The organism is Massiliimicrobium timonense, from assembly GCF_002160865.1.
In the GTDB taxonomy this organism is placed as follows: Bacteria; Bacillota_I; Bacilli_A; order Erysipelotrichales; family Coprobacillaceae; genus Allocoprobacillus.
This window is the reverse complement of sequence record NZ_NFLJ01000010.1, coordinates 14,964-29,589: the sequence shown is the minus strand read 5'-3', so window position 1 is coordinate 29,589 and position 14,626 is coordinate 14,964. Positions and strand designations below refer to the sequence as shown.

The window sequence follows — 14,626 nt, the reverse complement described above, 5'->3', positions numbered from 1 at the left end:
GGGATAGACATGAAAGATATTGTTTTTGTAAGTGGGCATAAAAATCCTGATAGCGATTCTATCTGTAGTGCGATTGCTTATGCTGATTATTTATTTAGAATAGGGCGTTATAATGCGGTGCCTGTGAGATTAGGTGAAATCAATAAGGAAACAGAATATATTTTGAAAAGATTTCATACTGAAATTCCTGTTTTATTAAAAACAGTAAAACAGACAGTAGAAGATTTAGAATATGATAAGGTAACTGTTTTTTCTAAGGAATTGACTTTAAAAACAGCTTGGTCTTTAATGAAACAACAGAATTTAAAGAGTGCACCTGTTTTAGATGATCATAGTCAGTTATTGGGATTGTTATCAACTTCTAATATTATTGAAGGATATATGGATCAATGGGATAGTTTGATTTTAAAAGAAGCGAATACACCGATTGAAAATGTGATTGATACATTGGATGCAAGTATTCTTTATTTAGATAAACAATTAAAAACAATTAAAGGTGAAATTCATATTGCCGCTATGACTGGTGAAGAAGCGAGTAAACGTGTGCATGAAAATGATGTAGTGATTGTTGGTGGAGATCGTGATGAAGCGATTGAACGGTTAATGAATAAGAAAATATCATTAGTGATTTTAACAGGTTCATTAACCATTTCTAAGGAATTATTACAACAATGTATGGATGCACATATAAGTGTGATTTCTACACCATTTAATACATTTATGGCATCACAACAAATCATTCAGGCTGTACCAGTAGAATATGTGATGCAAAAAGGTGGTTTAACAACTTTTTCAACGGATGATACAGTCGATTATGTTAAAGAGGTCATGAGTGAAACACGTTATCGTAGTTACCCAGTGATTGATTTTATGGGTAGAGTTGTTGGATCTATTTCACGTTATCAAGTGTTAAATGGGATGAAAAAGAAAGTTATTCAAGTCGATCATAATGAAAGAAGTCAGGCGATTGATGGTATTGAAGAAGCAGAAATCTTAGAGATTATTGATCATCATAGAGTGGCTGATATTCAAACAATAGGACCAGTTTTATTTAGAGCGGAACCGGTCGGATGTACAGCAACTATTGTCGCAAAATGTTATAAGGAAGCAGGAATTGATATTCCTCAAGACATGGCAGGGTTAATGCTAGGGGCAATCATCAGTGATACATTGTTGTTTAAATCTCCTACATGTACACCAACTGATACAAAGATGGCTAAAGAATTGGCTAAAATTGCTGGTGTTGATATCCAAGAGTTTGGTATGAGTATGTTTAAAGCAGGGACATCACTTGTTGGAAAAACAGTAGAAGAAATCTTTAATCAGGATTATAAGAAATTTACATTTGGTGATTTATCTGCTGGTGTAGCTCAGGTCAATACAATGGATATTGAAGGCTTTGCTCCATATAAAAAAGATATGCTTGATTATATGGATCAAGTGGCTAAAGATAATCATATGGAATTTACAATGCTATTATTGACTGATGTCATCAATGCGACAAGTGAAGTATTGGTTGCAGGGCCACGCAAAGATTATGTAGAAACAGCATTCCATGTTGAACTTGTTGATCAGCAGGCAAGTTTACCAGGAGTTATTTCAAGAAAAAAACAAGTTGTACCTGTTATTACTGAAGTTTTAACACAATAAAAAGAAAGCATCACTCATCAATGAGATGATGCTTTTTAAGTGCTTTATAAATTCCATCATGATCAATATTATCAGTCACTTCATCAGCAGCTTCTTTGACTTCATCATTGGCATTTCCCATCGCAATACCAATATTCACTAATTTTAACATGTCTATATCATTATGCCCATCACCAAATGCCATTGTTTCATCAATAGAGATATGGTAGTTTTTTAAAACTTCTAAAATACCATTTTGTTTCCCACCATTTTGAGGAATGATATCAATGGCTAAATCATGCCAACGAGTATATTGACAATGGGGCATCTGTTGGAGAATTTCTTGTTCTTGTTCAATGGTTATATCATAAGGAATGACTTGGTAAATGGGATGAGTCAAACCACGTTTTAAATTGCCTAATTCGGGTAAAGGGGTAGAAATGGCTTTTTGAACTGTTTCAACAGCCTGGTTGTGATAATTGATATACATTTTCTCATCTTCAACAAAAATACAAGGAAATGGTTTTTGATCAATGAAAGAAAGAATTTGTTGAATATCTTGTGGATCAATGGGTAAGTCGTAAATAACCCCCTCTTTGTTATAACAATATTGACCATTGAGGGTAATATATCCTTCAAATTCTAAATCATCTAAAGGTAAATCCTTGATTTCAGAAATATGTCTTCCTGTTGCAATGAAAGTATAAATGCCTTTTTCTTTAAGTATTTTCAAAGCTTTTTTTGTTGATGCAGGAACGCTTTGACTTTGATGGGATAATAATGTGCCATCAATATCAAAAAAGATTGCTTTTATCATTTGTAACACCTCACATTTATAGTATAATATTATACCATAGTGAAGGTGATAAAGATATGAAATTATTAGCACATCGTGGATATAGTGCATGTTATCCAGAAAATACAATGGAAGCTTTTGTACAGGCTTATCAAAAAGGTTTTGATGGTGTGGAAACAGATGTTCATATGACGAAAGATGGGCAACTGGTCTTGATTCATGATGAAACAATTGATCGTACGAGTAATGGTCATGGTTTTATTCAAGATTATACTTATGCCAAGTTACAGGAATATTCTTTTTCATGTGGCAAAGAGGGCTTTTATCCATTGCCTTTGTTGGAGGATTTATTGACATTTATTCAAGATAAAGAATTTGTTGTGAATATTGAATTAAAGACAGATGTGATTGCTTATCAAGGTATTGAAGAAAAAGTTCATGCTCTTGTCAAAGCATTGAGAGTTGAAAAGCAGATTTATTATTCTTCGTTTTCTTTATCTTCAGTATTGAAGATGAAAGAAATTGCCCCAAAATCTTATGTTGGTTATTTGATGGAAAATGATTATGAACAAAAGTATCATGAATTATTGAAATATCATATTCAGGCTTTTCATCCACGTTATGATTTTTTGGATTTAGAGAGAATGAAACAATTAAAAAAACATCATATTTTCACTGCATCGTGGACAATTCCGGATTTTAAAGAATATCAAAGATTAAAAGAATTAGGAGTGGATATACTAATATCAAATGAATATTTGAGGTGAAAAGATGAAAACAACAGGTATGGTCAGAAGAATTGATGATTTAGGGAGAATTGTGATTCCTAAGGAAATTAGAAAACAGTTAATGTTGAAGGAAGGTGAGAGTGTTTCTTTTGCGGTTGAACACAATCATATCATTTTAACGAAGTTTTCGATGTTATACAAACTGAGTCCTACGATTCAAATTTTATTAGAACGTCTTTATAGTAAATATCATAATACATTTTTATTGTGTGATAAAAGATGTATCGTCGTCTGTTCTTCTGATGGTCTGGCAAAATATCAAAGACGTGAATTATCTAAAGATTTTTTATTGCAATTACAAAAAAGAGAACAACAAATAGAAATCACGATGGAGTTTTATGGGAAAGAGGAAAAAGTAACCATTTTTCCTTTGCTTTATGAACAGGTTGTACAAGGAGCTTTGCTGATGTTAAGTCATCAGACGCCTTATTATTTAATAGATCAGGCATTACTGGAATTTGTAAGAGATATTATTGAGGAGGAATTAGAGTCATGCGTTTAGATAAATTTTTAAAAGTTTCGAGAATTATTAAAAGAAGAACGTTATCAAAGGAGATGAGTGAAGCATCACGTGTCAAGGTGAATGGCAAAGTGGCTAAACCATCTACAAAATTAAAAATTGGAGATATCATTGAGATTGAATTTGGTCGTAGTATATTGGTTGTGAAGGTTAATGAATTAAGGGATCATGTTTTAAAGGATGATAGCCATATGTTATATGATATTATTGAAGAAAAGAAGAAAGAGGAGGTTACGATTTTGTAAACCTCTTTTTGCATAAAAAGAGGAAATCAACATATGTTGGTATAGGAGGGTTGAATATGGATAATAGTTTACATTTTGAACAGACACCATATCATCATGTGTGTTTAAAGGATCGTAAGAGTTTGGAGTTAACTGGTGTCAAAAAGATAGAGAGTTTTGATGCTTATGAGTTTTTGATTGAAACATCTTTAGGATATTTAAATATTACAGGGAGTGAATTGACTCTGGTACGTTTGGATCAAGATCAAAATGAAGTAAGTATTCGAGGAAATATTGATAGTATCAGTTATGTGTCAGATAAGAAGAAACAACATTCTAAAGAAAAGATGTTTAATAAACTCTTGAAATAATGTCTTTAATTATACAATTTCAATGTCTTTTTTATTCCTTTTTATTTGGTTTTATCATGACTGGTGTTTATCATGTTGTGAATCGTTTTTTATATGGGATTCCTTTGTGGATACGTTATATTATACAATGTTGTCTTGGTATGATTTATGGCGTTCTTTATTTTTATGGACTTGTTTTCTTTAATGAGGGAATTGTCAGAGGCTATTTTTTAGTTTTCTTACTTGGTGGCTATTTGGTGTATAGTCGTTATTATGCTTATTATCTTTTGTATGGGTTAGAGAAAATAGTTCACTTTTTCAAAAGAATATTCTCACCTTTTATCTTCTTTTTTCGTTATATTAATGGTATAATACAAAAAAGAATAGGAAGGATGAAGAAAAAATGGCAAAAAAGAAAACACCAAGATATAAAAAGCTCTTAGGATTTGTCTATATCGGGATTTCTGCTTTGCTGATCTATACATTAGGAGTCAATGCTTATCGTGTCATAGGACAAAAGCAGCAGCTTGTACAATTAGAAGAAAGAAAGGCAGAATTACAAAAGGAAAAACAGGAATTGTCTAAGGAAGTGGAACTTTTGACAGATGATGATTATGTTGCCCGATATGCAAGAGAGCAGTATATTTTTCCAGATGATGATGAAGAAGTTATTAAATTACCGGAATCAAAAAAATAAGCTCGGGCTTATTTTTTTGTCTTGTTAAAGGAGGTTTTAAAATGTTTGTTTCGTTTTGTTTTCCAATGAAAACATTGCAGCGTGAACGTGAAATTACAGTTTATTTACCTGATGATTATTATCGAACACAAAAGAATTATCCAGTTCTCTATATTCAAGATGGGCAGAATGCTTTTTTTGATTATCTGTCATATAGTGGAATAAGCTGGGGCTTTTTAGAGTATGTCAAAGAAACGGGAATGGATATCATTATGGTTGCGATTCCTTGCAATGAAGAAGGCTTTAAACGTATGGATGAATATGGGCCTTGGCCGATTAATGATGTGCTTTCTTATCAGGAAACACAACAGGATGGACTGATTATTGGTGGTGAAGGACAGGCTTATATTGAATGGCTAAAAGATGAATTAAAACCATATATTGATTGTCGATTTCGTACGCAAAAAGAGAATACAGGCATTGTTGGGAGTTCTATGGGAGCTGTCATTAGTGCTTATGCAGCTTTTCAATATCCTGAAGTTTTTCAAAAATGTGCAGCTTTATCGACAGCGTTCTGGTTTTATGTAGATGAATTTATAGATATTATTGAACATCAAGATTATGATCAATCAAATCGTTTCTATTTGGATTTAGGAGAATTTGAAAGTGGAGATGATAAAATCATTAATCAATGGTACATAGAAAGTAATCAACAAATTTATGAACATTTAGAACCAAAGGTAGAAAATTTACAAGTTCATTATTTTCCGGGTGCTCATCATAATGAGAGTGAATGGAGAGAAAGAGTACCTTTATTTATGTCTTTTTTATATGAGGAGGATGTTTAAATGTATAAGATGATTTTATCAGATTTAGATGAAACATTATTAGTGAATCATCATGTGCCAAAAATGAATCAGGATGCTATTCATCAGATGAAAGATGTTTTGTTTGTACCAGCCACAGGACGTTCTTTTCCTATGATTGAAGATATTTTAAAAGAAATTGGAACATATCAGCAGTCACATCAATATTCTATTTGTTTTAATGGCGGGTTGATTGTTGAAAATAAAGAGGCTCAAATTCTTTCTTTTCAAGGACTTTCATTTGAAGAAGCCAAGTTACTTTTTGATTGGGGTGAGAAGTATCATGTTTGTGTGATGATTTTTACTTTGGATCATTGTTATTTATTTAGAGCAGAACCAAGCGAAATAGAAAGAAAAACAGTCCAAAAAGCAGCTTTTTCAGTTGTTGATGAATATAATATGGATTTTTTGAAAGATGCTAAGATTGCGAAGTTTTTGTATGTCAAACCAGATATGGATTATTTAAAATCGATTGAAAAAGATTTGCCTGAAACAATCAAACAGCAATTTTCTATTAGTTATTCTTCTTATCGCTATCTTGAATTTAATCCTCTTGGTGTAAGCAAAGGAGCTGCTTTAAAGTGGTTGGCTAATTATTTACATATAGATACCAAAGATGTGATTGCGATTGGTGATAATTATAATGATGTGTCAATGATTGAAATGGCAGGATTAGGTGTATGTGTGGCAGGTGCCAGTCAAGATATTCAAGATATCAGTGATTATGTGACAACTGTAGATTATGATCAGGGAGCAGTTAAAGAAGTGATTGAAAAGTTTATAGGGGGAGGAAATGGAAAATGAAATATAAAGTGATAGCAAGTGATATGGATGAAACATTGTTGAATGATCAGCATGTCATTTGTCAAAGAAATATTGATTTAATTCGTTTAGCCAAAGAAAAAGGAGTTAAGTTTGTTCCGGCAACGGGACGTGGTTTTATGTCTATTCAACGTGATTTAAAATTACTGGGATTATATGATATTCCTCAAGAATATGTTATTTCATTTAATGGTGGTGCTTTAACAGAGAATAAAAACAATCAATTGCTTTATTTTGAAGGGTTATCTTTTGAAAAAACAAAGGAAATCTTTGAGTTTGGTTTACAACAGGATGTTTGTCAACATATTTATACAAAAGATAAAGTGTATGTTTTTAATTTATCTGAATCAGAAGCAAAACGTATTCAAGAACAACAGGTAGAATGTGAAATTATGACAGAGAATTCTATGGATTTTTTAAAGGATGAGCCTATATCAAAGATTTTATTTCAAAATACAGATGTTCCTTATTTGATGAGTTTAGAACCTCAAATGAAATCAATAACAGAAGGAATGTGTGCTGTCAGTTATTCATCTAATCGTTATATGGAGTTTAATAAGATTGGTGTGGATAAAGGAGAAGGATTAAAACATCTGGCTCAAATCATTGGCGTGGATTTGTCTGAATGTATTGCTGTGGGGGATAATTATAATGATTTACCAATGTTAGAAGTGGCAGGATTGTCTGTAGCTGCTGGAAATGCGGTGGATGATGTCAAAAAAGTTTGTGATGTTGTGACAAAGGCTGATAATAATGAAGGTGTTATTGCTGAAATTATTGAAAGGTTTATTCTGTAATGGATTTTAAAACAATTATAGATCGTGAACGTCAAATGCCTTATTATCAGCAGTTAGAAGCGTTTGTCAATCATGAATATCAAACTCATACTGTTTATCCACCACGTCAACGTATTTTTCATTGTTTCAATTTTAAAGATTATGAAGATATAAAAGTTGTGATTATTGGCCAAGATCCTTATCATGAAGAACATCAGGCCAATGGTTTGGCATTTAGTGTGGCTAAAGGTGTGCCTATTCCACCGAGTCTTGTTAATATTTATAAAGAGGCACATGATGATGTTGGGATAGAGATTCCTCGTCATGGAGATTTATCTGCTTGGGCAAATCAAGGAGTTTTATTATTGAATACAGTTTTAACAGTTCAGGCACATCGTGCCAATTCACATAAGGAAAAGGGCTGGGAAGTTTTTACAAATCATATCATTGAAGCGATGAATCAAAGAGAAAAGCCTTTAGTCTTTATTCTTTGGGGTAGACAGGCTATTGATAAAGCTAAAATGATTGATCAGACAAAGCATTGTGTGATTACAAGCCCTCACCCTTCACCTTTATCTGCTTATCGTGGTTTTTTTGGTTCTAAACCTTTTTCTAAAACAAATCAGTTTTTAATAAGTCAAGGAATAGAACCTATAGATTGGAGGATTCGATAATGTTTACAGATGTTCATGAAGCCATAGCATACATAGAATCAAAACGAAGTAAAAGATCAATTGATGCTTTTAGAGATACTTTAAATAAATGTCATATTTTAATGAAACAGAAAAATATGATTCATATTGCAGGGACAAATGGAAAAGGTTCAACAGTGAATTACTTACGCAGTATACTTAATGCTCATGGGTATAAGGTAGGGACTTTTACCTCACCGTATTTGATTTGTCATAATGATCGTATACGTGTTGATGATATACCTATTAGTGATGAAGATTTGTTAAAATATGTCAATCAATATTATGCCATTATTGAAGAAGATGGACTGTCTATGTTTGAAATTGATGTGTTAATTATGTTGGCATATTTTCAATCCTTAGATTTAGATTATCGTATTATTGAAACTGGAATTGGAGGAATGAACGATAAAACGAATGTCATTGATCCTATTGTGAGTGCTATTACCAATATTGGTTTAGATCATCAAAAGCAATTGGGTGATATTTATGATATTATCAATGAAAAAATGGGCATTATTAAACCTCATCAAATGTTTATCACAAGTGAAACCAAAGGGACGATTCTAGCGCGTTTTCAAGAACAATGTGACGCTATGGGTGCAGTGATGTATGTTGTTCCTGAATATCAGGTTTCTCGTTATCCTTTTCATTTTCGATATCGTGATATGGCATTTACTTTGGAAAATCAAGGGATTTATCAAGTGACAAATGCACGTCTGGCATTAACAATTGCTTCTAAACTGATTAAACTTGATCCTATTGTTACACAACCGGCAATTGAACATGCTTCATGGAAAGGACGCTATGAAACATTGGATTATCAAGGTGTGAAAGTGGACATTGATGGTGCTCATAATATGCCGGGTATTAAGGCTTTATTACAAACCCTGAGAGTCAAAAAAGAGGAAGATGTGGCGATTGTCTTTTCATGTTTAAATGATCGTGATGTTGATGAAATGTTGGAAGCTATGTTAAAGGCGGGTTATCATGTTTATATCACGACTTTCCAAGATGAAAGAGCTATTGATTTATCGTCAATAGCACCACGTCCTCATTTGACAATTGTCAATAGTTTTATTGAGGCTATGCAAACAGCTTATATTAAAAAACAACATATTGTTGTAACGGGATCTTTACATTTTATTTCTCGTGTCAGAAAATATTTGATTGATCTTCAAACACAAGATACAAAAAACCAATAAAGGAGATGAACTCTTTCATTGGTTTTTATTTTTATCGTGTATTGAAATTGATGGGTTCATCAAATTCTGCCCAATCAAAATAAACAAACTGAAAAATATAGTATTTTTGGTTTTTAGGATCTCGTACAACAAAATGATCTCTACCAACTTGTTCAATGATTCCTTTGTAAATACGATCACGCCAATCTTCACTTCCGGTATATGTGAAATAGAAAGTGCCAAGTTTTCCAATATTTAAACGCAAAATATTTTCTAGATAAGTCTGTTCAGAAATAGGGGTTGGTAATGAAGATGTTTGTGAACTGGGTATGATTGATTGATTATTTGTATCCATAGATTCTCCTTTATAAATCACATTTTATTTTTGCACCGGGTGCATAAAAGCAGTGGTTTTTATAGCGACCACTTAATTCACCATAGAATTGTTGGGGACAGGTGACATTACGACCAGGATTTTTAAACCAGAGGGCATTGGTGGCAGGTTCAATACGATAGCCATCGATATTACGTAAAGCTAATTCTTTTTCTTTAGCATTGACTGGCTGATTGAAAAGGGGTTGACCAACACCGGAAAAGGCATTTTTTTGATAGATCACTTCAGAAATGGTACGGGTGTTTTTAAAAACATCACAGTTGGCTACAACACGATTGACAACAACGTTACCAACCATTAACATGCCTTCTTCACCTTCACCTAATGCCTCTGCTTTCATGATACGGGCTAATAATTCAACATCAGAATCATTGTATATGATTCGTGGGGACATTGTGATCACCTCTCTTTAATATATGAAAAAATAAGAAAAAGTTGACTCAAATGAAAAAATATTGATGAGTCCAAGATTATTTGGAAAAGAGGAAAATAGGTGAAAAAAATTTCATTAAAAATGACATGAAATAGTATTTTTTTAAAAAAGAATGTGATAAAATAAAAACATAGGTAAGCACTTTCATAATCACGATTGAGGAGGAAAAATTATGGGAAAAGAAATTGTTGCGATGATTTTAGCTGGAGGACGTGGTACACGTCTTGAAGCCTTAACTGCAAAAGTAGCGAAACCTGCTGTGCATTTTGGAGGAAAGTATAGAATTATTGACTTTCCTTTAAGTAATTGTGCTAACTCTGGTATTGATGTGGTTGGAGTTTTGACACAATATGAATCAGTTCTATTAGGAACATATGTAGGTGCTGGAACAAAATGGGGTCTTGATGGAAACAATTCATTAGCTGCCATCTTACCAGCACGTGAAAGAGGTGGCGTTGGAGCTACTTGGTACGCTGGAACAGCAGATGCCATTTATCAAAATATTAGTTTCTTGGATCAATATGATCCGGAATATGTTTTGATCTTATCAGGAGATCATATTTATAAAATGGATTATGCTGAAATGTTAGCAGCACACAAAGAAAAAGGTGCTGATTTAACAGTGGCTGTTTTGAATGTTTCATTAAAAGAAGCAAGTCGTTTTGGTATTATGAATACAAATAAAGATGGTTCAATTTATGAATTTGAAGAAAAACCTGAAAAACCTAAATCAACACTTGCATCTATGGGTATTTATATCTTTACTTATAAAGAATTAAGAAAATATTTAATTGCGGATGCAAAAGATGAAAATAGTAAACATGACTTTGGTATGAACATTATTCCAATGATGTTGGACGATGATAAGAAATTATATGCTTATGAATTTTCTGGTTATTGGAAAGATGTTGGAACAGTTGAAAGTTTATGGCAGGCAAATATGGACTTGCTGGATGATAAAGAGTTAGATCTTTATAACATTAAAAAAGATTGGAAAATCTATACTGAAGATACATTGAGTAAACCTCAAATTATTGGTGAAAAAGCGTCAATTAAACATTCACTTGTCACTCAAGGTTGTATCGTTAATGGTGAAGTAGAAGGTTCTGTTTTATTCAACAATGTATATATTGGTGAAGGTGCTAAGGTTGTTGATTCTGTCTTAATGCCAGGTGTTCTGGTAGAAGAAGGCGCAGAAATTTATAAAGCAATTATTGATGAAGGTGTTGTAGTGAAATCAAGTGATGTAATCAATAAAGAAGCTAAAGAAGTGGAACTTGTCAGTGACAATGCATAATACGAGGGGGTTAACAAGATGGCAAAAGTAGTTGGATATATAAATTTACACTCTGATATTTCATATAAAGGTTTAACAGAAAAAAGACCAGTAGCTTCAGTCAGCTTTTTAGGTCGTTATGGAATTATTGATTTTGTTTTATCAAATATGTCAAATTCTAATGTGGATACTGTTGGTATTTTAATTAAAGAAAAACCAAGATCATTATTTAAACATTTAGGAAATGGAAACTCTTGGAATTTTAACTCTAAATCTGGTGGAGTTTCACTTTTATACAATGAAAAGTATGCAAATAGTCCAATGTATAATCATGATATTAATAATATTGTGGAAAATATTGCATTCCTTGAAAAATCAAAAGCAGATTATGTTGTAATTGCTCCTGCACATATTATTACAACAATGAATTATGCAGAAGTTGTAGATGTTCATGCAAAATCTGGTGCTGAAATTACAATGGTTTATCAAAAAATTGATAATGCCGATGAAGCTTTTGTGGGTTCTGATTTCTTACGTTTAAAAGGTAAACAAGTGATGGAAATTAAGAACAATAAAGGAAATAGAAAAGAAAGAAATATGTCTTTGGAAACATATATTATTAATAAAAAGACTTTATTAAAATTAATTCAATATGCTCAAAAGATTAGTTCATTCTTTAATTTAAGAGATACTCTTGCTTATTTATGTGATGAAAGAAAAATTATGGCTTATGAATATAAAGGATTTGCAAGATGTATTGATTCTTATGAAGCTTATTATAAAGTGAGTATGGAATTCCTTGATATGGATATTTCTACACAAGTATTCAAGAGTACATGGCCAATCTTTACAAATACAAATGATACACCACCAACAAAATATTTGAAAAATGCAAGTGTGAAAAAATCATTTGTAGCTAATGGAGCTATTATTGATGGTGAAGTTGATGGATGTATTTTATCTCGTAATGTATCTATTGGTAAGAATGCAGTTGTGAAAAATTGTATTATTTTAAATGGTTCTAAAGTCTGTGCTGGGGCACATCTTGAAAATGTGATTATTGATAAAGATGCTCATATTGAAAAGAAAACAGAACTTATTGGTGAAGGTGAACCACTTTATGTTAGAGAAGGGGATGTTGTTTAATGAGAATTGTTTTTGCGACAAGTGAAGCGAATCCTTATATTAAATCTGGTGGTTTGGCGGATGTTTTAGGTTCACTTCCTAAGGCTCTTGTTCAAAAAGGACATGAATGCATTGTTGTATTGCCTAAGTATCAGGATATGAAATTAGCTGATACACTTGAATATGTAACAAATTATGATATTTGGGTAGGTTGGAGAAAGTGCTATTGTGGTGTTTTCAAAGCTGAATATGATGGTGTCACATATTATTTCATTGATAATGAACAATATTTTAGAAGACCTGGTTTATATGGTTATGATGATGATAATGAAAGATTTGCTTATTTTGATTTTGCAGTATTAGAGTTGTTATCACATATTGATATTAAGCCTGATATTCTACACTTACATGACTGGCAGACAGCAATGATAGCAACACTATATAAAGAAAGATATGCTTATTATGAATATTATCAGGGAATTAAGATTGTCTTTACAATTCATAATATTGCTTATCAGGGAAAATGTGATCCTGCTTTGTTAAGTGATCATTTTGGATTGGATAATTATCTCTATTATAATGGAAACTGTCGTAATGATGGATGCTTCAATATGATGAAAGCGGCTATCTATTATAGTGATATTATCACAACAGTATCGCCAACTTATGCACAGGAAATCTTGACGGATAGTTTTGGTGAAGGGTTACAGAATATTTTACAGATGCGTAGACATGATTTGTATGGTATTTTAAATGGTATTGATTATGAAACAATTAATCCTGCGACTGATCCAGAGATTGTTGAACATTTTGATATCACAAATGTTGATGAAAAGAAAGTCATCAATAAATTGGCTTTACAAAAAGAATGTGGATTACCTGAAAATAAAGATGTACCTTTAATTGGTATTGTGACAAGATTAACTTGGCAAAAAGGATTGGATTTAATTATTAATCGTATGGAAGAATTAATGAAACGTGATGTGCAGGTTGTTATTTTAGGAGCTGGGGATCAAAAATATGAAGAACCTCTAAAAGGAATAGCAGCATATCATAATCAAAAATTATCATTGAATCTAAAATATGATTTTGGATTATCTTGTCGTATTTATGCCGGATGTGATATGTTCTTAATGCCATCATTATTTGAACCATGTGGTTTATCTCAAATGATGTCACTTCGCTATGGTACAATTCCAATTGTTAGAGAAACAGGAGGACTTAAAGATAGTGTTGAACCATATGATGAGTATAAAAATACTGGTGATGGATTTAGCTTTAAGAACTATAATGCTCATGAAATGATGGATATTATTGATTATGCCTTAAAGGTTTATCAGGATAAAGAAAAATGGCAAGGATTAGTACATCGTGCAATGGAAGCGAAACTTGATTGGGATAAAAGTGCTGATGCCTATTTGAAAGTTTTTAATTCATTGTTAGATTAATAAAGGGGATAGGGAAACCTATCTCTTTTGTTTGAGCATGAAATTTTATTTGATTTTCAAGTGTGAGTTTAGTACAATGTTTTCGTGAGAGGAGGGAGGAAGATGAAGGTATTAAGAAGACTTTTTGTGATTTTGGTGTTAATAATAGGTCTTTTTGCTTGTGAAAAGGATAATGTAGAAATATCTTTAGAAAGAGATGGAAATTTGTATGAGGTGACTGATCTGGTTTCTTTCTATTATCCTAAAGATTTTGAATTAAATGCTAATAATGAAAATCAAAAAGATGTTCGTTTTATTAAAGATGAAGAAACGTATATATATACTACAATCATTGATGATACTGACAATGTTTTAGATGAACTTCCACAACTCTATGAAGGACAGTTAGAAGAAGATGGAGCTATTGATGTTTATTACTCATTAAAAACAATTCCTAGTGGCATAGAATGTTATGAGTTTACAGGTCTTTATCAGGCTTCTGGAATGAAGTTTATACAAATGGTTTATTTTACAGAAGAAGCAAGTTATGTTTATGGTTATCAGGCTCCAGAAAATGTTTATGAAGAATCGAGTGATACGGCTAGACAATATTTGGAATCTTTGACAGTACATCATTAATCTTGATTA

19 protein-coding genes are annotated in these 14,626 nt (G+C 32.1%); 16 read left to right on the top strand and 3 right to left on the bottom strand.

The features are described from left to right. Window positions 1-9: 9 nt before the first annotated feature. Window positions 10-1,650, top strand: a complete 1,641-nt coding sequence (locus B5E75_RS04675; protein ID WP_087357626.1) for a putative manganese-dependent inorganic diphosphatase — start codon at window positions 10-12, stop codon at window positions 1,648-1,650. A 10-nt stretch (window positions 1,651-1,660) separates the two neighbouring features. Here B5E75_RS04675 and B5E75_RS04670 read toward each other — a convergent pair whose 3' ends face one another. Then, complete coding sequence (locus B5E75_RS04670) at window positions 1,661-2,446, bottom strand: Cof-type HAD-IIB family hydrolase (protein ID WP_087357625.1); 786 nt, start codon at window positions 2,444-2,446, stop codon at window positions 1,661-1,663. Window positions 2,447-2,502: 56 nt separating this feature from the next. On the opposite strand from B5E75_RS04670, the gene B5E75_RS04665 reads away from it, so the two are divergent. The 11 genes from B5E75_RS04665 to B5E75_RS04615 are packed head-to-tail and all read left to right on the top strand — an operon-like array spanning window position 2,503 to window position 9,344. Further along, entirely contained in the window at window positions 2,503-3,192 is a 690-nt protein-coding gene (locus tag B5E75_RS04665; protein ID WP_087357624.1) for a glycerophosphodiester phosphodiesterase family protein, read from the top strand. A gap of 4 nt (window positions 3,193-3,196) precedes the next feature. Further along, a complete protein-coding gene (locus tag B5E75_RS04660; protein ID WP_087357623.1) occupies window positions 3,197-3,715 on the top strand; it encodes an AbrB/MazE/SpoVT family DNA-binding domain-containing protein in 519 nt (172 codons plus the stop codon). Continuing rightward, entirely contained in the window at window positions 3,706-3,978 is a 273-nt protein-coding gene (locus tag B5E75_RS04655) for an RNA-binding S4 domain-containing protein (RefSeq protein ID WP_087357622.1), read from the top strand. The genes B5E75_RS04660 and B5E75_RS04655 overlap by 10 nt, the downstream gene beginning before the upstream one ends. A 56-nt stretch (window positions 3,979-4,034) precedes the next feature. After that, the gene (gene yabP / locus B5E75_RS04650) at window positions 4,035-4,328 is read left to right on the top strand and encodes a sporulation protein YabP (RefSeq protein WP_087357621.1); all 294 of its coding nucleotides are present in this window, start codon (window positions 4,035-4,037) and stop codon (window positions 4,326-4,328) included. Continuing rightward, the gene (gene yabQ, locus B5E75_RS14710; RefSeq protein WP_087357620.1) at window positions 4,328-4,750 is read left to right on the top strand and encodes a spore cortex biosynthesis protein YabQ; all 423 of its coding nucleotides are present in this window, start codon (window positions 4,328-4,330) and stop codon (window positions 4,748-4,750) included. Before yabP ends, yabQ begins: the two co-directional genes overlap by 1 nt. Further along, a complete protein-coding gene (locus tag B5E75_RS04640; RefSeq protein WP_087357619.1) occupies window positions 4,711-5,004 on the top strand; it encodes an FtsB family cell division protein in 294 nt (97 codons plus the stop codon). The genes yabQ and B5E75_RS04640 overlap by 40 nt, the downstream gene beginning before the upstream one ends. 41 nt (window positions 5,005-5,045) lie before the next feature. Beyond that, window positions 5,046-5,831: an alpha/beta hydrolase gene (locus B5E75_RS04635; RefSeq protein ID WP_087357618.1), complete on the top strand. Its 786-nt coding sequence runs from the start codon at window positions 5,046-5,048 to the stop codon at window positions 5,829-5,831. Next, window positions 5,832-6,653: a Cof-type HAD-IIB family hydrolase gene (locus B5E75_RS04630; protein ID WP_087357617.1), complete on the top strand. Its 822-nt coding sequence runs from the start codon at window positions 5,832-5,834 to the stop codon at window positions 6,651-6,653. It abuts the gene before it with no gap. Next, complete coding sequence (locus tag B5E75_RS04625; protein ID WP_087357616.1) at window positions 6,650-7,468, top strand: Cof-type HAD-IIB family hydrolase; 819 nt, start codon at window positions 6,650-6,652, stop codon at window positions 7,466-7,468. The genes B5E75_RS04630 and B5E75_RS04625 overlap by 4 nt, the downstream gene beginning before the upstream one ends. Continuing rightward, a complete protein-coding gene (locus tag B5E75_RS04620; RefSeq protein WP_087357615.1) occupies window positions 7,468-8,121 on the top strand; it encodes a uracil-DNA glycosylase in 654 nt (217 codons plus the stop codon). The genes B5E75_RS04625 and B5E75_RS04620 overlap by 1 nt, the downstream gene beginning before the upstream one ends. After that, the gene (locus B5E75_RS04615; protein ID WP_087357614.1) at window positions 8,121-9,344 is read left to right on the top strand and encodes a bifunctional folylpolyglutamate synthase/dihydrofolate synthase; all 1,224 of its coding nucleotides are present in this window, start codon (window positions 8,121-8,123) and stop codon (window positions 9,342-9,344) included. The genes B5E75_RS04620 and B5E75_RS04615 overlap by 1 nt, the downstream gene beginning before the upstream one ends. 31 nt (window positions 9,345-9,375) lie before the next feature. On the opposite strand, the gene gerQ is transcribed toward B5E75_RS04615, so the two are convergent. Together gerQ and B5E75_RS04605 are read right to left on the bottom strand one after the other, a co-directional pair. Further along, complete coding sequence (gene gerQ, locus B5E75_RS04610; RefSeq protein WP_087357613.1) at window positions 9,376-9,678, bottom strand: spore coat protein GerQ; 303 nt, start codon at window positions 9,676-9,678, stop codon at window positions 9,376-9,378. Between the two features lie 10 nt (window positions 9,679-9,688). Further along, complete coding sequence (locus B5E75_RS04605; protein WP_087357612.1) at window positions 9,689-10,111, bottom strand: cell wall hydrolase; 423 nt, start codon at window positions 10,109-10,111, stop codon at window positions 9,689-9,691. A 211-nt stretch (window positions 10,112-10,322) separates the two neighbouring features. Between B5E75_RS04605 and B5E75_RS04600 the strand changes: the two genes are divergently transcribed. The 4 genes from B5E75_RS04600 to B5E75_RS04585 all read left to right on the top strand — a co-directional run bounded on the left by B5E75_RS04600 (window position 10,323) and on the right by B5E75_RS04585 (window position 14,617). Beyond that, complete coding sequence (locus tag B5E75_RS04600; RefSeq protein ID WP_087357611.1) at window positions 10,323-11,447, top strand: glucose-1-phosphate adenylyltransferase; 1,125 nt, start codon at window positions 10,323-10,325, stop codon at window positions 11,445-11,447. Between the two features lie 18 nt (window positions 11,448-11,465). Continuing rightward, entirely contained in the window at window positions 11,466-12,572 is a 1,107-nt protein-coding gene (gene glgD, locus B5E75_RS04595) for a glucose-1-phosphate adenylyltransferase subunit GlgD (protein ID WP_087357610.1), read from the top strand. Continuing rightward, window positions 12,572-13,999 carry a glycogen synthase GlgA gene (glgA, locus tag B5E75_RS04590; RefSeq protein WP_087357609.1) on the top strand — a complete coding sequence of 476 codons (1,428 nt, stop codon included), beginning with the start codon at window positions 12,572-12,574 and terminating at the stop codon, window positions 13,997-13,999. The genes glgD and glgA overlap by 1 nt, the downstream gene beginning before the upstream one ends. Before the next feature lie 102 nt (window positions 14,000-14,101). Beyond that, window positions 14,102-14,617 carry a hypothetical protein gene (locus tag B5E75_RS04585; RefSeq protein ID WP_087357608.1) on the top strand — a complete coding sequence of 172 codons (516 nt, stop codon included), beginning with the start codon at window positions 14,102-14,104 and terminating at the stop codon, window positions 14,615-14,617. Window positions 14,618-14,626: the final 9 nt, after the last annotated feature.